Below are 16,825 nucleotides of genomic sequence, written 5' to 3'. Positions count from 1 at the left end.
ACGGCGACACCTACACGATCCGGCTGATCCCCCACGGTCGGCCGCTGGTGATGGTGACCCGGCCCGAGCACACCAAGGAGGTCTTCGCCGGCGACCCCGAGGTCTTCCACGCGGGCAAGGGCAACTCGATCCTCGGACCCGTGATGGGCCTCCACTCGCTGCTGCTCCAGGACGGCGCCGAGCACAAGCGGGCGCGCAAGCTGATCATGCCGGCGTTCAACGGCACCGCGCTCAAGGGCTACGCCGACCTCGTCACCGCCATCGCGCGCGACGAGGTCGCGCACTGGCCCGACGGGGCGACGTTCCGCTCGCTCGACCGGATGAACGCGCTGACCCTCGAGGTCATCCTGCGCGTCGTCTTCGGCGTGAGCGACGAGGAGCGGCTGCGCGCACTGCGTCCGCGAGTCAACGCGACCGTCGACATCTCCCCGATCGTGCTCCTCGGCTGGGGCTACCCACGCCTGCAGAAGTTCGGCATCTGGAAGCGCACCGTCGACAACCAGTACGAGCTCGACAAGCTGATGTACGCCGAGATCCGCGAGCGCCGGCAGGCGCCCGACCTCGCGGAGCGCACCGACGTCCTGTCGCGGCTGATCCGGGTCGCGCAGGAGGACGGAGCCGACCCCGACGACCGGCTCAGCGACACCGAGCTCCGCGACCAGCTCGTCACGCTGCTCCTCGCCGGCCACGAGACCACCGCGACCGCACTGGCCTGGGCGCTCTACGAGCTCGGCCGCCACCCCGACCTGCACGCCCGCACGGTCGAGGCCGTCCGCGACGGCGACGACGCCTGGCTCGACGCGGTGCTCAAGGAGTCGATGCGCCTGCACCCCGTCATCCCGATGGTCGTCCGCACGCTGATGAAGCCCGCCACGATCGCCGGCCACGACCTCCCCGCCGGTGTCACCGTCGCGCCGTCGATCATCGTCAGCCACCAGCGCTCCGAGGCCCACCCCGACCCGTGGACCTTCCGGCCCGAGCGGTTCCTCGGCACCAACCCGCCCACCGGCACCTGGATCCCGTTCGGCGGCGGCACGCGTCGGTGCATCGGCGCGGGCTTCTCGCTGATGGAGGGCGTCGCCGTGCTGCGCGAGATCTTCGCCGCGACCGACGTCGAGGCCGTCGGCGACGACGAGCCCAAGGTCCGCAACATCACCTCGGTCCCGCGCCTCGGCGCGACCATCCGGGTCACCCGCCGCCGACGCTAGTCCCGGGCGAAATGGCCCCTCGAGCGCCGTCCCAGGGGCCATTTCGCCCGGGACTATCGCAGCGGGTGCAGGACCATCCAGACCCAGGCCCGACGCTGGCCCTCGTTCCAGACGGCCTCCTCCTCGGGTGGCAGGCGGACGAAGCCTCGCGCGGCGTAGCAGCCGATGGCCACCGCGTTGTCCTCCGTGGTGCGCAGCATGGTGGTGGCGAGACCGGTCGTGGCCGCCTCTGCGGTCAGCAGCACGGTGAGCCGGCCGCCGTGCCCCCGGCCGCGCAGCGGCTCCGGCACGATCAGGCGGGCCAGCTCGACCTCGTCCTCCGCAGCGTCGAGCCACAGCTCGCCGTAGCCCACCGGAGCGCCGTCGACTTCTAGCACCCACGGGCGCACGTCGGGATCCGCCCACCACGCGCGCACGCCGGCGGCCTCCATCGGGTGCCACGCGGCGATCGTCGCCACGTCGTCGCCGCGGGCCGGGCGGAGCCGCTCCACGATCAGCCGGCCCGGCCGGGATCGCGCCCGATGAACCCCATGAGCCGGGTGACCGGGTCGGCGTCGGCCGGCACGTCGACCTTGGCGCCGTACTGCCCGCTCTGGCGCAGCATCTCGTCGATCGGCTCCATCCCGGCGAGCATCGTGGCGGCGGCGTCCTGGTCGAGGCCGTGCGGCTGGCCGGTCGCGGTCGCCAGGTCCCAGGAGTGCATGAAGACGTCGGCGGTGTAGAACCGCGACACCGCCTCGGGCAGAGGCACGTCGCCGATGTGCGGGTTGCTCAGCACCAGGTCGGCCGTCGCGGGGTCGTCGAGCAGCGCCTGGACGCCGTCGGCGTGCACCTTCCACGCCGCCACCGGGTCGTCGTCGACCGACGGCCCGGCCGGCAGCGACACCCCGGCGCCGGACTGCAGGAACGCCGGGAACCACTCCACCAGGTGGCGTACGACGTCCCGCGCGGCCCAGCCCTCGACGGGTGCGGCGGCGTCCCAGCTGTCGGCCGCGGCTCCGTCGACGAGGCGCGTGAAGCCGCCGGCGACCTCGCGATGGACGACGGCCGGGTCCTCGTCGAGTCTCATGGGGCCACCCTCCCGCGACTCCGCAACGGTGATCAAGCACGATCGGCGCCCCGCGCGGCAGGCTGTGCGACGTGATGATGCGCGATGCCCTCGACCGGATCCTCGACCTGGCGCAGGCCGGGCTCGACGACCCGTCGGCGAGGGCCGAGGACCTGGCGGCCCGCGCGCACCTGTCGCGCTTCCACTTCGACCGGGTCGTCACCGCGACCGGCGGCGAGGCCCCTGGGGCCCTGCGCCGTCGGCTGCTGCTGGAGCGGGCGGCGTACCGCCTGCTGCGCCACCCCGACCGCACCGTCCTCGACGTGGCGGTCGAGGCGGGCTACGGCTCGCACGAGGCGTTCACGCGGGCGTTCGCGCGCGCCTACGGCGCCACCCCGACGGCCGTGCGGGCCGACCCGCCGGTCACCTTCCGGTCGCTCGAGCTCGACGGCGCGAGCGGCGTGCACTTCCAACCCCCCGGCGGCCTGCGGCTGCCGGCACCACGCAAGGAGAGCTCCATGGACGTCCTGCAGCAGCTCGTCGACCACCACGTCGACTCGCTCACCGCCATCATCGCCTCGGCCGCGACCCTCCCCGACGACGTGCTCGACGCGGCGATCACGCAGTCGGTGGAGGGCGTCGACGACGACCCGACCCTGCGCGGACTGATCAACGGCATGGTCACCCAGGAGGAGCACTGGCTCAACGCCCTGCGCGGCGGCGAGTGGCCCGACGAGAGCGACCAGACCGTCGCCGGTCTCGCCGCGCGGCACGAGGTCGCCGGCCGTGACTACCGCGCCTTCGTCGCCGCCTCGATCGCCGACGGCGCGATGGCCGACACCTTCGTCGACACCACCTGCGAGCCCCCGGCCACCCACAGCATCGGCGGCACCATCGCCCACGTCGTCACCTTCGCCGCCGTCCGCCGCACCATGGCCGTCGGCGCCCTCTGGACCGCCGGCATCCGCGACTTCGACAGGGCCGACCCCCGCCCCCTCCTCGACGACCTCGCCACCCGCTGACCCGTCGTGGATCTACGACGGGTGAGCGAGAGGTGCGCTGACCCGTCGCCGATCGCTGACGGGTCAGCGGGAGACCGCCCAGCCGAGGCAGGCGAGGGCGCCGGTGGAGGTGAGGGTGCGGACGACGTTCCAGCGGACCCAGGAGTCCTCGAAGGCCTCGCGGGCGGCGTGCAGCGTGCCGGCGTCGGCGGAGGCGTCGACCGCGGCGAGGGCGTCGTTGAGCGGGATGTTGAAGGCCGCGGTGGTCAGGACGGTCAGCGCCGCGAGGCCCAGCCCGGCGATCACCCAGGGGCGGGCGCTGCCGCTCGCGGCGGCGACGCCGACCGCGGCCAGCGCCGGGGCGCCGAGGAAGGTCGCGAGGAACACCGGGTTCACGATCGCGACGTTGACGTGCTGCATCGTCGACACGAAGGTCGCGTCGTCGGTGTCGGCCAAGCCGGGCATGACGCCGCTGGCCCAGGTGTAGTAGGTGCCGGCCTGCAGGCCGCTGGCGACGAGGGCGGCGAGGAGGATGGGGGTGCGGGCGGACTCGAGGACGTCGATCATGGGTCCACCTCACCACCGGAAGTCGAGACGATCCATGGCGAAGGGTCGACCGAACATGTTCGTGCGTCTACGATCGACGGCATGGACGAGCTGTCCGGCCTCCTCGACGGCCCCCGCGCACGTGGGGCGTTCCTGCTCCGCTGCCTGCTCGACCCACCCTGGTCCGTCTGTCTCCGCGACGAGGCCCCGCTGTCGGTGACGGCGGTCGTGCGCGGGCACGCCTGGCTGCTGCCGACCGGCGGCGAGGCCGTCCGGCTCGCGCCGGGTGACCTGGCCGTCCTGCGGGGCCGCGCGGGCTCGGCGTACGCCGTCATCGCCGACGACCCCGCCACCCCGGTCCAGGCGGTGATCCACCCGGGCCAGGTCTGCCGCACCCCCGACGGCCGCGAGCTCGCCGAGGAGATGCACCAGGGCGTGCGCAGCTGGGGCAACGCCGCCGTCGGGGAGACGGTGCTGCTGACCGGTGCCTACGCCGTGGACGGCGAGGTCGGCGCGCGGCTGCTGCGCGCGCTGCCCGACGTGGTGGTCGTCCGGGCCGACGAGGTCGACGGGCCGCTCGTCGACCTGCTCGCGATCGAGATGGTGCGCGACGCCCCCGGCCAGCAGGCGGTGCTCGACCGGCTGCTCGACCTGCTGCTCATCGCGGTGCTGCGGGCGTGGTTCGACCGCCCGGGCGCCGAGCCGCCGGGCTGGTGGACCGCTCAGGCCGACCCGGTCGTCGGTCCGGCGCTGCGCCTCATGCAGCACCACCCCGAGCACCCCTGGACCGTCGCCGGGCTCGCCGACGCCGCCGGGGTCTCGCGGGCGGCGTTCGCGAGGCGGTTCCACGAACAGGTCGGGCAGCCGCCCATGGGGTTCCTCACCGAGTGGCGCCTCGAGCTGGCCGCCGACCTGCTGCTCGAGCCGGCGTCGACGGTCGCGTCGGTCGCGCGACGGGTCGGCTACGGCTCGCCCTTCGCCCTCAGCGCCGCGTTCACCCGGCGTCGGGGTGAGTCGCCCAAGGAGTGGCGGGCCCGGTCCCGCGACACGTCGCCTCAGGCCGCCCGGCGTCCGAGCTCGACCGTCTCGGCGACGGCCTCGAACACGTCGCACCAGTCGGGGTAGTCGACCCGCGCGGCCGAGCAGGTCAGCGTCACCCCCAGCCCGCCGGTCGGGCCCCCGACGAGCCACGCCCACTGGTCGCACAGCACGTCGGCGGTGCCGACCCGGTGGGCGAACCGGTGGTAGTGCACCTCGTGGTCGTCGAGCTCGTAGACGTCGTCGTCCTCCAGCGCGAAGTCGACGAGGAGCCCGGCGAGCTCGGTGAGCGCCTCGTAGCGCCAGGCCGCGCCGTCGTCGTGGTCGACGGTCGTGGTGCGCACGACGAGGTCGGGCCGTACCCCGCTGGGTGGCAGCGTCGGCGCGCGGGCCGCGACGACGACGCCGTGGGCGGGGTCGCGGCGGTGCCGCCAGGTCGAGGGGACGGCGACGGAGAGGTCGGCGATCGAGATCGTGGTCATGCCGCCACCCCTGCTCGGGAGCGGCCTGGGGACAAACCAGGGCCCGGCGGGCCTGTGGATGGCCGCCTGGTCAGCTGACGGTCCGGCGCACCGGCCGTCGACGGGCCGGCGGTGGTCAGCGGATGGTGCCGACCCCCGGCACCAGCGGCAGGTCGAGCGCGGTCACCCAGCCGGCCGGCAGGTCGTTGACGGCGGGGACCGCGTTGAGGGCGCGCATCCCGGTGGCCAGGCACCCGGCGACGGCAGGAGCCCGGCCGGAGCCGTCGGTGAAGCGGAACGCCGTCTCCTGCCAGATCGACGGTGAGCCCACGATGTCGACGCGGTAGACGTCGTCGGCGCTGCCCGACGGCCACTCGGGCGCCGCGTCGTGGCCGATCCGGTTGACGTGCTCGAGGGTGATGACCTCGCGTCCCTGGTGGACGCCGTTGATGGTGAAGCGGATCGCCGCGACGTTGCCGGCCTCGACGACGCCCTTGACCGTCGTGCGGTCCTCGGGCGTCACCCACTTCTCCCAGGTGGTGGTGATGTCGTCGAGCTCGATGCCGACGGCCTCGGCCATCATCGGCACCGTGGCGCCCCACGCCATGACCAGCAGGTCGGGGATCTCGAGCAGCGGCGTGAAGTCGGGTGAGCGGCCGATGCCCATCTCGTCCTCGTAGTCGCCCTCGTAGTCGGTGTAGTCGACGAGCTCACTGGCCCGGATCGACTCGACGCGCCCGCAGAGGCCCATCAGCGTCATCGGGAAGAGGTCGTTGGCGAAGCCCGGGTCGACGCCGGTGGTGAAGCACGACGCCCCACCCGCCACGCAGGCCTCGGTGATCGGGTCGATCCAGGCGGCGGGGTTCTGCTTCATGGTCGGCCACACCCACGGCGTCATCGCCGTCGAGCAGACGTCGATGCCGGCACGGAGGAACGCGCTCATCACCCGGATGTTCTCGTCGGCGAACTGCGCCGTCGGGCCGTAGTGGACCAGCGCGTCCGGTCCGAGTGCGATGAGCTCGTCGACCGAGTCGGTGGCGCGTACGCCGGTCACGACGTCCAGGCCGGCCAGCTCGCCGGCGTCCTTGCCCACCTTGGCCGGGTTGCTGACGCCGACGCCGACGAGCTCGAAGCGTGGGTGCCCGTCCAGGATCTCGGCGATGACCATCGACCCCACCACCCCGGTGCCCCAGACGACGATCCTCTTCTGGGGCGGGGGAGCGGTCATCGGTCGAAGGCCTTTCGTACGTCGTCCTCGGTGAGGCCGTAGTCGGCCAGGTCGTAGCGGTGCGACGGCGCCTTGCCGCCGGACCTCTGCTCGCGGTCGATCTCCTCGACGGCGGTGACGGCCCCCGGCGTCAGGTCGAGGTCGAAGTGGTCGTAGATGCCGCGCACGGTGCCCATCGGGTCGGTGACCAGGTCCTTGAAGGCGACCTCGGCGAACTGGCTGTCGTCGTAGGCCGGGCGCGCGTCGTGGTAGGCGTGGAAGGCCCGCGACCACAGGTCGAGCTGGGTGCGGCCGATGGTGGGTCCGTCGTAGGTCGTGGAGTGGCCGACGGTGGTCTCGGCCGACAGCGAGCACGACGAGGCGATGCAGACGACCGGGTCGCGGTGGGTGTAGACGACGAGGGCGTCCGGATAGACGGCCATCAGCGCGTCGAGGGCCGTCATGTGGCTGGGGTTCTTGAGCACCCAGCGCCTCTCGGGGTCGTTGAGGCCGACGAGCTGGAGGTTCTGGCGGTGGCGCGCGTAGGCGTCGGTCCAGTCCTGCCGCTGCAACCACTCGGTGTAGCGCGGGACGTGCGCCAGCGACTCGTAGGAGTTGGACTTCCCGGTCTGGCGCAGCAGGCGCCAGCACTCCTCGACCGTCGTCGCATCCATGTAGTGGATGCCCATGAAGTCGGGGCTCTCGACGTGGTGGGCGGCGAACCCCTGCTGCATGGCGTTGAAGATCGGGTCGTCGTCCCAGGTCTCGCGGGGCGGGCGCGGCTGGGGGTACTGCGTCAGCCACATCTCCAGCCCCTGGGCCAGCGGGTCGGCGTGCAGCAGGCGGTGCAGGGCCGTCGTACCGGTGCGGGGGAGGCCCATGACGAAGATCGGCCGCTCGACGGGTACGTCGGCGTGCTGCGGGAAGCGCTGGAACGCCGCGTGCGTGAGCAGGACGCCGACGAGCGCGCTCTTGACCTCGGAGCGGTGGAAGTAGTTGCCGCGTGGGGTGAGCCCGGCCTCGGGCGACGCGAGGTCGTCGGCGAGGATCCGGAGCCCCTCCTCGTGGAGGTCGCCCCCGAAGTCGGTGAGCCCGGTGGTGCGGACGGCGGCGGCCACGATGTCGTCGTAGGAGCCGACGTCGGCCCGCTCGCGGGTCATGACGTTGTCGGTCATCTTGTCGGTCATCTTGTCGGTCATCGCGTCAGGCGGCCGTCACGAGTGGAACTCGCCGCAGTCGACCGTGAGGGTCTGGCCGGTGACCGCCGACGCGAGGTCGGTGGCGAGGAAGAGGGCCGCGCGGGCGACCTCCTCGGGCGACGCGAGCCGCTTGAGGTCGCACGGGGCGGCCTTCTCGGCGTAGATCTCGTCGTGGGTGGTGCCGGCCTCGGAGGCGAGCCAGTCGAAGTAGGCCTTGTTGACGTCCTCGTAGATGTAGGACGGGGCGACGCTGTTGATGCGGATGCCGCGCGGGCCGAGCTCGGTGGCCAGCGAGTGGGCCAGGTGGGCGAGGGCACCCTTGGACAGCTTGTAGCCGGCGTACTCGGGCTGGCTGCTGAACTGCACTGCGCTGTTGAGCATGATCACCGAGCCCTGCGTGGCGGCGAGGGCGTCGGCGAAGAGCGCGGTCAGCCGCAGCGGCGCGAAAACGTTGGTCTCGTTGGCGGCGCGCAGGGCCTCGATGCCGATGGTGCTGATCGGGTCCATGGGCGGGATGCCGAAGGCGTTGTTGAGCAGGCAGTCGACGCGCCCGAACTCCTCGAGCGACCGCTCGACCAGGGCGACCCGGGAGGCCTCGTCGGTGATGTCGGTCGGTACGACGAGCGCGCGGCTCCCTTGCGACCGCACGACGTCGGCCATCTTCTCCAGCCGTCGCTGGGTCCGGCTGACCAGCACCAGGTCGGCGCCCATCTTGGCCGCCTCCTCGCCGAGCGCGCGGCCGAGGCCGGGCCCGACGCCGGAGAGCACCAGGACCTTGCCCTTCAGCAGCGGCAGCGGCGTGTAGGTGTCGGCGACGAGGGTCTGGTGTGCGGCGGCGGTGGTGCTCACGTCGGCGGTCCTCCTGCTGGTGCGGGCCTCGGTGCCCGCGTCACCGGCATACTAGAACGTGTTCTACTTTTTGGCGAGCACGCCGACACCTCGCGAGGAACGAGCGAGGTGTCGTGGCGGGCGAAGCGCGTCGAGATCCCGCAGCCGGTCTCGACAACCTGACCCGGTGGCCGAGTCGAGCAAGACCGGCTGCGGGGATCTCGACACGGGCTCGCTGGCGCTCGCCCGGCTCGATCACCGTGGGGTAGATCAGCTGATCATCCGGCGGGCGACGGCCCGCTGCCGGGCGGCGATGCGCTCGGACCACTGCTCGGGGGTGATCGGGGCGTGGTGGGGCAGGTGGTCGGCCACCTCGTCGAACGGGACGACCTCGATGGTCGGGCCGTCGGCCTCCTGGGTCAGGTCGCGCTCGAGGCGCTGCCAGCGGAGCATCATCGAGCCCGTCCGGTGGCCGGTGGTCTCGAGCCAGTTGGCGATGCCGGGGTCGCGCTCGGAGACGACCACGCGGATGACCCCGTCGGGGTCGGTGACGGCCTGGGCCTTGGTCAGCGAGGTCTGGTGGGTCTCGTAGTCGGTGGAGGCGTACCAGTCCGAGCCGATCTGGATGCCCTGGTAGGAGCAGTCGTCGCAGCGCGGGACGCTGAGGATCATCGCCTCGTCCTCGCCGAGCGCGTAGTGGCCGATCGACGAGCGCTGCGAGGCCAGCCCGCCCGGTGTCGACTGCGGGGCGGTCAGGGTGTTGACCGGCTCCTTGCGCTCGAACCACTTCGGGAACTCGAACCACGTCAGGATCGAGCCGGTCAGCGACCGCGCGGCCACCTCGTACTTCTTGCGCAGCAGCGCCTCGGTCAGCGGCCGGGCCGGCTGGTCGACCTTGTCGGGGCGCTCGATCGTCAGCGTCCCGCGTGACTCGGTGTCCCAGTCGCAGAAGACCTCGCGCACGATCATCGTCCTGGCGCCCGGCTCGGCGACGTAGGTGAACTCGAAGGTCCCGTCGTCGGCGATGTCGAGCTCGCGGTCGTCGTAGGCCATCAGGCTCGTGGCCGCCGAGGTCGCCGAGTAGGAGCCGCCCATCACCTGGAAGCTCAGGTCGGCCGAGGTGCCGCGCCGCCCGCGGACGACGTACTCGATGCCCTCGCGGAGGTAGGCGTTGAAGTAGATCGCATCGGGGTTGTCGAGGCCCTGGCGGGAGAACTGGTGCGTGGGGTTGATGAACAGCGGCCGGTCGAGGTCGTGGTCGAACGCCATCTGCATCGCCATCCGGATGCGGCCGGCGAGGTAGTCGTAGCCCTCGAGCCGGTCGGCCTCGGTGCGGATGAACGGCGCGTTGGCGATCAGCTCCTCGGCCTCGGCGATCGCGTCCTGCAGGGGCTTGGTGAGGTCGAGGCTCGCGCTCACGGGGTCGGGCACGTCAGCCCGCCTTGGAGATGATGTTCTCGGCGTACTGCTCGAGGTGCTTGACCTTGTCCTCGAGCGGCTCGGTGTCGGGGCCCTTGATGTAGGGGACCCGGAAGCCGACGATGCAGTCGGTGACGCCCTTGTCCTCGAGGCGCTTGATGCCGTCGAGGGTGTAGGCGTCGTAGGAGATCACGTGGACCTCGAAGTCGTCGCGGGTGTCGCCCTCCTCGGCCCGGATCTCGGCGAGGCGGGTGAGCAGACGGTCGAGCTCCTCGCCGTCGCCGCCGGCGTGCATCCAGCCGTCGCCCTTGCGCACGGCGCGGCGCAGCGCGGCGTCGGCGTGACCGCCGACCAGGAGCGGGATCCGCTCGGTGGCGCCCGGGCACTGCTTGAGCTCGTCGACCTCGTAGAAGTCGCCGGCGTAGGAGAAGAACTCGCCGGTCGTCAGGCCGCGCAGGATGTCCATGCACTCGTCCATCCGCTTGCCGCGCCTGGCCCAGTCGACGCCGAGGTTGGCGAAGTCCTCGGGCCACGGCGAGATGCCGACGCCGAGGCCGAGCCGGTTGTCGGAGAGGAACGCCAGGGACGACGCCTGCTTGGCGACCAGCACCGGCGGCCGCACCGGCAGCTTGATCACGAACGGCGTCAGGCGCAGCGTGGTCGTCACGGCGAAGAGGTGGGCGCACAGGATCATCGCCTCGATGAACTCCTTGCCGTCGAGGAACTCGCGGTCGCCGGTGTCGGTGTAGGGGTACTTGGAGTCCGACTCCTTGGGGTAGATCAGCGAGTCGGCGACCGTCATCGACGTGTAGCCCGCGGCCTCGGCGGCCTGCGCGAGCGGGGCGTAGTACTTCGCCTGGGTCATGGCTTCTGCGTAGGAGAACCTCACACGCTGACACTAGAACGTGTTCCAGTTTTGTGCCAGATCTGCCACAGTGGCGCGGTGGACCTCCAGGAGATCAGCGACCGCATGGAGATCGTCGACGTGATCACCCGCTACACCCGCGCCATCGACGCAGGCGACTGGGACAAGCTCGACACGGTCTTCACCGACGACGCCCGGATCGACTACACCGAGTCCGGGGGCATCGACGGCGGCTTCGCCGAGGTCAAGCCGTGGCTGGCCGAGATGCTGCCGGCGTTCTTCCCGCAGCGGATGCACACGATCGGCCAGGTCGAGATCGTCTTCGACGGCCCCGACGAGGCGGCCGTGGTCGCCTACTTCGACAACCCGATGCCCATGGACGACGGTCACGGCGGCACCAAGATCGTCGAGATCGGCGGGCTCTACCACCACGACGTCGTGCGCACGCCCTACGGCTGGCGCAGCCGCCGCCTGCACGAGCAGGTCGTCTGGAAGCGGGGCATCTGAGCGTGCCCGAGCTGAGCCCGGAGGAGATCGCCAAGCGCCAGAAGGCGCTCGCGAGCCCGGTGGCCGCCCAGGTCATCAAGTGGATGGCCCGTGGCCAGGTCAAGGTCTTCCGACTGACCAACGGCCGCGTCGGCTCGACGTGGCGCATCGGCGCCGGCCTGCGCAAGCCCGTCCCGACGCTGCTGCTCGACCACGTCGGCCGGAGCAGCGGTACGCCGTACACGACCCCGCTGCTCTACCTCGCCGACGGGCGCGACCTGGTCGTCGTTGGCTCGCAGGGCGGGCTGCCCAAGAACCCGCAGTGGGTGGCCAACCTCCGCGCCCACCCCGACACGACCGTCCACCTCCGCGGCGAGAAGGGCCGCGCCGTCCGGGCCCGCGTCGCCGAGCCCGACGAGCGGACCGCGCTGTGGCCCCGCCTGGTCGAGCTCTACGCCGACTTCGCGACCTACCAGGCGACCACCGACCGCGTCATCCCCGTCGTCGTGCTCGAGCCGCGCTGACCTCGAACTTGGCCAGGGTCCGGCCGTCGCCCACAATGGGCCGCGTGAGCGACCAGCTGCCCGACGAGCCCGAGCGCCGGGCCCTGCCCGTGCTGTGGGGCCTGCTGTCCCTGGTCGCCGTCGCCGCCATCGTGGGCGGGGTGCTCGCGTTCGGTGCGGTGTTCGCCAGCAAGGCCACCGGCCTGGCCGACGACGGTGCGGCCACGGCCGACACCTCGCAGGAGGAGACGCTCTTCCTGCCCGAGCCGTCGGAGACGGCGACCGAGCCCGATCCCTACATCACGCTCTCCAGCGTCCCCGAGCCGCCGGTGCCGAGCTCGACGTTCTCCGAGACGCCCGCTGCGCCCAAGAGCGAGATCAAGCTCTTCGTCGCCGAGGACGAGGTCAGCCAGATGGAGCCGATCACCCTCAGCGGTTCCTACACGGGCGGCGAGGGTGCCGTCCTGCGCGTCCAGCAGTTCCAGGAGGGCGGCTGGGCCGACTTCCCGGTGACCGTGCCGGTCAACGGCGACGAGTTCTCGACGTTCATCCAGGCCAGCGCGCTCGGGGAGCAGCGCTTCCGGGTGCTCGACACCGACACCGAGAAGTTCTCCAACGAGATCTCGGTCGTCATCCGCTGACGTCAGTCGGACCGGGACGACCGGATCCGCTGGTCCTCGCGACCGACCCAGAAGCCGGTCCACGCCGTACCGGCCAGGCCGAGCAGCCCGATCGTCACGCAGGCGACGGCGAGCGGCGCCACCGCCGCGACCGCGCTGACGACCAACGGACCGCCGGACAGCCCGATGTCGCCGCACAGCCGCCACCCGCCGAGGAACTGCGCCCGCCCCTCGACCGGGGCGGCGTCGGCGCCGAGGACCATGACGATCCCCGACCCGAGCCCGTTGCCGACCGCGATGAGCACGACCACCGCGGCGACCGACCAGGCCGAGGTCGCCAGCGGCAGCAGCAGGGCGGCGACGGCGACCGTCAGCACGACCGGGACGGCGACGACCGTGCGACCGCGGCGGTCCATCAGCCAGCCGCCGGGGTAGAAGAACAGGATGTCGACGGCGCCGGCCAGCGCGAAGATGAGCGAGGTCGTGCTGGGCGAGATGCCGACGTGGTCGGCCCAGAGCGGCAGGAGCCCGTTGCGCACCGAGCGCGACGCCGAGATCACCACGACGACCACGCCGAGGGTCACGAGCGTGCGCCGGTGCTGGCGGAGCACCTGCCAGACGCCGAGGTGGCCGCGCTCGCGCTGGGCGCCGCGGCGCTCCGAGCCGGGGTCGGGCATGGTCGACGCGAGCGCGGCCGCGGCGAGGGCCGCGACCGCCGCGAAGACGAACACCGCGCCGAGGCTCCCGAGGGCGATCAGGCCGGCGCCGATGAGCGGTCCCACGAAGACGCCGACCCGGTGCGAGCCGCCGAGGGTCGAGAGGGCCCGGGCGCGGTGGCTCATCGGCACCACGTCGATCATGAAGCCCTGCCGGGCCATCAGGAACGTCGTCCACGTCATCCCGCTGACCACGACCGACACCCCGAGCAGCACGACCGACCCGGCGACCGCGCCGAGCAGCATCGCCCCGGCGTCGAGGACGCCGGCGTAGACCAGGGCCTTGCGCTCGCCGATGCGCGCCACGATCGCGCTGGCGGGCAGCGACGCGACGAGCATCCCGATCCCGAGCAGGGCCACGATGGCGGCGGCGGTGCTGACGTCGGCGCCGAGGTCGCGGGCGCGCAGGGCCAGGATCGGCATCACCGCGCCGTGCCCGGTGGAGCTGACGATGGTCGGTCCGTAGGCCGACAGGGCGACGTCGCGGAGCCGGAAGTCGGCGTCGGGGTCGGTCCGGCTCATCGCCCCCATCCTGCCTCAGCGGGCGAGCACGACCTCACGGGCCCGGGACGGGGTGGGGTCGGTCACGGGCTCGGTCACGGGGTCGACCGGTGCGGGCGTCGTACGACGCTGGCCGGCGGCCACGCCGCCGAGGACGAGCGCCATCCCGAGCGCCTGGGGCCAGCCGAAGGCCTCGCCGGCGACCGCGACGCCGAGGGCGGTGCCGGTGACCGGGTTGAGGAGGCCGACGAGCGACACGGCGCCGGCGGGCATCCGGCTCAGGCCGTGGAACCAGCAGGCGTAGGCGAGCACGGTGCCGGCGGCGCCGATCCACAGGAAGCCGCCGAGCGCGGGCAGGTCGACGGCCGGGGGAGCGCCCTCGACGACGAGCGCGAGGGGCAGCAGGAGCAGCCCGCCGGCGACGAGCTGCCACGACACGAAGGTCAGCATGCCGACGCCCTCGGGGCGTCCCCACCGCTTGACCAGCACGAAGCCGAGGGCCGAGACCAGCACCGAGCCGAACGCGCCGGCCAGCCCGATCGGCGTGACACCGTCGGGCGAGCGCAGGACGAGCAGCCCCACCCCGGCCAGCCCGACGAGGGCGGCCACGACCCGTACGGCACCCGGACGTTCGCGCAGGAGCAGGAGGGCCAGGGCCATCACGGCCAGCGGTGAGGCCGCCTGCACGGTCGCGGCCAGACCGCCGGGGAGGTGGTAGGCGGCCAGGAAGACGAGCGGGAAGAAGAGCCCGATGTTGCAGACGCCGAGCAGCGCGGCGCGCCACCACCAGTCGCCGCGTGGCAGCTGCCGGACGACGGCCAGCAGGACGAGGCCGGCGGGGAGGGCCCGCACGAGGGCGGCGAGCAGCGGCCGGTCGGCCGGGAGGAGCTGCTCGGTGGTCAGGTAGGTCGTGCCCCAGACGAGGGGCGCGACAGCGGTGATCGCGACGGTGCGAACGCGGATGTCTTCCATGGAAGACAATATATCTTCCAAGTAAGATATCGTCTACCCATGAGCGAGCCAGACCACGTAGGACGGATCATCGTGCAGTGGCGCACCGAGCGTCCCGACCTCGACATGTCGCCCCTGGGCGTCATCGGGCGCCTGCACCGGCTGGCCGACCGCCTCGACAGCGAGCTCCGGGTCGTCTTCGCCGAGGCCGGTCTCACCGACGGCGACTTCGACGTGCTCGCGTCGCTCCGGCGGTCGGGGGCGCCCTACGAGCTGACACCGGGCGAGCTCGGGGCCACCACGATGATCACGTCGGGCGCGGTGACCAAGCGCGTCGACCGCCTCGTCGCGGCCGGCTACGTCGAGCGCAACGTCTGCGCCGATGACGCGCGGTCGCGCCGCATCGGGCTCACCGACGAGGGGTTCCGTCTCGTCGACGCCCTCGTCGTCCAGCACGTCGCCAACGAGCGCCGCCTGCTGTCCGGGTTCAGCGACCGCGAGCGGTCGCAGCTGGCGCGCCTGCTCGAGGCGTGGGGGCGCGCCCTCGACGAGGCAGGTACGCCCTAGCTCCGGCCGGCTCCGGCCGGCTCCGGCCGGCCCCGGCCGGCCCCGGCTCAGCGCGCGACGAGGTGGACGAGGGTCCACCGGCTCGTGACCCTGGCCGTGGCGCTCGCGCGGTCGGGGCGGAAGGAGGCGCGCACCCGGAGTCGTACGCCGACGAGGTTCCGCCCGGTGAGGGCGAGCGCGATCGCGTGGCTGGTGCTCGTCAGGACGCACCGCGTGGCGCTCGGGGTGCTCCACCGGCCGCCGATCCGGAACGAGAGCTCGAGCTTCTGGCAGCCCGAGGCGGTCCGCGGCTCGAGGGAGGCGATGACCCGGCCGCCGGTGCCGGGGCGGACCGCGAAGTACGGGCCCTCACGCCGCAGGGACTTCGTCACCCGCTGGGTGATCCGTGACGACACGACCACCCGCGAGCGCGACGAGGGCGAGGTGCCCACGACCGCGTGCAGCTGGGTGGTGGCGACAGCCGGGATCGAGGTGACCAGGCGGTGGTTGCGGGCGAGGACTCCCGTGGCCACGGCGGAGCGGTAGCCGTTGGGCAGCACGGAAAAGAGGGTCGTCGTCGTCCCCGCCGGGGCGTTGCTGACCACCTGGACCGTGATCCGCTGGCCGTAGACGGCCTCCCGGGGCGCGACGATGCGGCTGCTGTAGTCCGGGGGCTCGGTGGGGTCGGTGGGGTCGGTCGGGTCGGTCGGGTCGGTGGGGTCGGTGGGGTCGGTCGGGGGGCTGGGCGGGTAGGGCGCGTCGGACGCGGTGGCGTGCCAGGCGATCTCGCCGCGCAGCGCGGCCGTGCCGTTCTCGCACCGCTGGTCGAAGGTCACGCGCAAGGCCGTGACGGCTCCGCCCTCGTCGTACGTCGCCTCCTCGACGGTGAAAGTGCCGCCCAGCTTGTTGCAGCCGCGGCCGTTGCCGCTGACGTCGAGCCCGGGCTCGCCGGCGTCGTTGAAGGGGTAGCGGACGGCGCCGTCGTAGGTGCCCGGGAGCAGCGGGCCGTCGGGGGCTTCGAAGTCGGCGTGCCAGTCGCCGACGCGTACGCCGACGTGGCTGCCGGTGCCGACGGCGACGATCTCGTCGTCGACGCCGTAGTCCCAGGTGCGTCCCTGGCCGATGTAGTCGCCGGGCTCGCTCACCATGTGCCAGAGGGTGTCGCCCCCGATGCCGGTGCCGGCGAGGGGGACCTCGTGCGGGCCGTCGGCCAGGGTGACCAGCAGGCTGCCCGTGCGGGGGCCGGCGGTCGTGGGCGCGAAGCGTACGTAGACGGCGCACGACGCGCCGGCCGCGAGGCTCGGGGCACAGTCGGTCGACCGCAGCGAGAAGTCGTCACCGCTCACCGTGGGTGCGGCCACGGTCGTCGTGGTGCCCGAGGTGTTGAGCACGCGGACCGGGAGGGTGAGTCCCGTGGCGCCGACCTCCTTCGCCGGCCAGTCGACCCGGCTGGCGAGGAGGGAGACGTCGGGGTCGCCGACGACGTTGATCCTGATCTCGCCGAAGGTCGCGCGAGGCCCGCCCTCGCAGTGCTGCTCGTAGGTCATCCAGAGCGTCGACAGGTCGGGCGTGGCCTGCAGGACCTCGAACGAACCGGTGGCCTGGTTGCAGCCCCGACCGGCGCCGGTGACGTCGATGCCGGGGCTGCCGGCGCTGTTGAAGCGGCGCGCTCCGTCGTACCG

General features: G+C 72.6%; 19 protein-coding genes. 7 read left to right on the top strand and 12 right to left on the bottom strand.

Features of this window, described 5'->3' with window-relative positions; genetic code table 11:
- Positions 1-1,208, top strand: a 1,208-nt coding sequence (locus Q7T52_RS11280) for a cytochrome P450 (protein ID WP_304802493.1), incomplete at its 5' end; no start/stop codon positions are given.
- 53 nt (positions 1,209-1,261) lie between these two features.
- Here Q7T52_RS11280 and Q7T52_RS11275 read toward each other — a convergent pair.
- Positions 1,262-1,699 carry a GNAT family N-acetyltransferase gene (locus Q7T52_RS11275; protein WP_304802489.1) on the bottom strand — a complete coding sequence of 146 codons (438 nt, stop codon included), beginning with the start codon at positions 1,697-1,699 and terminating at the stop codon, positions 1,262-1,264.
- Between the two features lie 2 nt (positions 1,700-1,701).
- Positions 1,702-2,277, bottom strand: a complete 576-nt coding sequence (locus Q7T52_RS11270) for a TIGR03086 family metal-binding protein (protein WP_304802487.1) — start codon at positions 2,275-2,277, stop codon at positions 1,702-1,704.
- A gap of 74 nt (positions 2,278-2,351) precedes the next feature.
- Here Q7T52_RS11270 and Q7T52_RS11265 point away from each other — a divergent pair, with 74 nt between their 5' ends.
- Positions 2,352-3,278 carry an AraC family transcriptional regulator gene (locus tag Q7T52_RS11265; protein WP_304802495.1) on the top strand — a complete coding sequence of 309 codons (927 nt, stop codon included), beginning with the start codon at positions 2,352-2,354 and terminating at the stop codon, positions 3,276-3,278.
- Between the two features lie 63 nt (positions 3,279-3,341).
- Here the strand turns inward: Q7T52_RS11265 and Q7T52_RS11260 are convergent, their stop codons facing one another.
- Complete coding sequence (locus Q7T52_RS11260) at positions 3,342-3,824, bottom strand: DUF1772 domain-containing protein (protein WP_304802485.1); 483 nt, start codon at positions 3,822-3,824, stop codon at positions 3,342-3,344.
- Positions 3,825-3,905: 81 nt separating this feature from the next.
- On the opposite strand from Q7T52_RS11260, the gene Q7T52_RS11255 reads away from it, so the two are divergent.
- Complete coding sequence (locus Q7T52_RS11255) at positions 3,906-4,928, top strand: AraC family transcriptional regulator (protein WP_304802484.1); 1,023 nt, start codon at positions 3,906-3,908, stop codon at positions 4,926-4,928.
- Here Q7T52_RS11255 and Q7T52_RS11250 read toward each other — a convergent pair.
- From Q7T52_RS11250 to Q7T52_RS11225, 6 genes are all read right to left on the bottom strand, one after another.
- Positions 4,859-5,323: a hypothetical protein gene (locus Q7T52_RS11250; protein ID WP_304802482.1), complete on the bottom strand. Its 465-nt coding sequence runs from the start codon at positions 5,321-5,323 to the stop codon at positions 4,859-4,861. The genes Q7T52_RS11255 and Q7T52_RS11250 overlap by 70 nt on opposite strands.
- A gap of 115 nt (positions 5,324-5,438) precedes the next feature.
- Entirely contained in the window at positions 5,439-6,530 is a 1,092-nt protein-coding gene (locus tag Q7T52_RS11245; protein ID WP_304802480.1) for a diacylglycerol kinase, read from the bottom strand.
- Positions 6,527-7,708, bottom strand: coding sequence for a sulfotransferase (locus Q7T52_RS11240; RefSeq protein WP_304802478.1), 1,182 nt, complete (start codon positions 7,706-7,708; stop codon positions 6,527-6,529). Before Q7T52_RS11240 ends, Q7T52_RS11245 begins: the two co-directional genes overlap by 4 nt.
- A gap of 15 nt (positions 7,709-7,723) precedes the next feature.
- Positions 7,724-8,557 (bottom strand): SDR family oxidoreductase, encoded by an 834-nt coding sequence (locus Q7T52_RS11235; RefSeq protein ID WP_304802476.1) that lies wholly within the window; start codon positions 8,555-8,557, stop codon positions 7,724-7,726.
- Between the two features lie 249 nt (positions 8,558-8,806).
- Positions 8,807-9,967: a hypothetical protein gene (locus Q7T52_RS11230; protein WP_304802474.1), complete on the bottom strand. Its 1,161-nt coding sequence runs from the start codon at positions 9,965-9,967 to the stop codon at positions 8,807-8,809.
- Between the two features lies 1 nt (position 9,968).
- Positions 9,969-10,820 carry a TIGR03619 family F420-dependent LLM class oxidoreductase gene (locus Q7T52_RS11225; protein WP_304802473.1) on the bottom strand — a complete coding sequence of 284 codons (852 nt, stop codon included), beginning with the start codon at positions 10,818-10,820 and terminating at the stop codon, positions 9,969-9,971.
- A gap of 78 nt (positions 10,821-10,898) precedes the next feature.
- On the opposite strand from Q7T52_RS11225, the gene Q7T52_RS11220 reads away from it, so the two are divergent.
- From Q7T52_RS11220 to Q7T52_RS11210, 3 genes are read left to right on the top strand one after another with little or no spacing between them, the layout of a single operon-like run.
- A complete protein-coding gene (locus tag Q7T52_RS11220) occupies positions 10,899-11,327 on the top strand; it encodes a nuclear transport factor 2 family protein (protein WP_304802471.1) in 429 nt (142 codons plus the stop codon).
- A 2-nt stretch (positions 11,328-11,329) separates the two neighbouring features.
- Positions 11,330-11,830, top strand: a complete 501-nt coding sequence (locus Q7T52_RS11215) for a nitroreductase family deazaflavin-dependent oxidoreductase (RefSeq protein ID WP_304802469.1) — start codon at positions 11,330-11,332, stop codon at positions 11,828-11,830.
- Positions 11,831-11,874: 44 nt separating this feature from the next.
- Positions 11,875-12,450 (top strand): hypothetical protein, encoded by a 576-nt coding sequence (locus tag Q7T52_RS11210; protein WP_304802467.1) that lies wholly within the window; start codon positions 11,875-11,877, stop codon positions 12,448-12,450.
- Between the two features lie 2 nt (positions 12,451-12,452).
- Here the strand turns inward: Q7T52_RS11210 and Q7T52_RS11205 are convergent, their stop codons facing one another.
- Both Q7T52_RS11205 and Q7T52_RS11200 read right to left on the bottom strand, forming a co-directional pair.
- Entirely contained in the window at positions 12,453-13,667 is a 1,215-nt protein-coding gene (locus Q7T52_RS11205) for an MFS transporter (RefSeq protein WP_304802465.1), read from the bottom strand.
- A 15-nt stretch (positions 13,668-13,682) separates the two neighbouring features.
- Positions 13,683-14,618, bottom strand: a complete 936-nt coding sequence (locus Q7T52_RS11200) for an EamA family transporter (RefSeq protein WP_304802463.1) — start codon at positions 14,616-14,618, stop codon at positions 13,683-13,685.
- A 39-nt stretch (positions 14,619-14,657) separates the two neighbouring features.
- Between Q7T52_RS11200 and Q7T52_RS11195 the strand changes: the two genes are divergently transcribed.
- The gene (locus Q7T52_RS11195) at positions 14,658-15,164 is read left to right on the top strand and encodes a MarR family winged helix-turn-helix transcriptional regulator (RefSeq protein WP_304802461.1); all 507 of its coding nucleotides are present in this window, start codon (positions 14,658-14,660) and stop codon (positions 15,162-15,164) included.
- Between the two features lie 47 nt (positions 15,165-15,211).
- Here Q7T52_RS11195 and Q7T52_RS11190 read toward each other — a convergent pair.
- A partial coding sequence (locus Q7T52_RS11190; RefSeq protein WP_304802459.1) for a hypothetical protein occupies positions 15,212-16,825 on the bottom strand: 1,614 nt, incomplete at its 5' end.

This window comes from Nocardioides sp. (genome assembly GCF_030655615.1).
In the GTDB taxonomy this organism is placed as follows: Bacteria; Actinomycetota; Actinomycetes; order Propionibacteriales; family Nocardioidaceae; genus Nocardioides.
The sequence above is the reverse complement of the archived record's forward strand: the minus strand, read 5'-3'. Positions and strand labels throughout refer to the sequence as shown.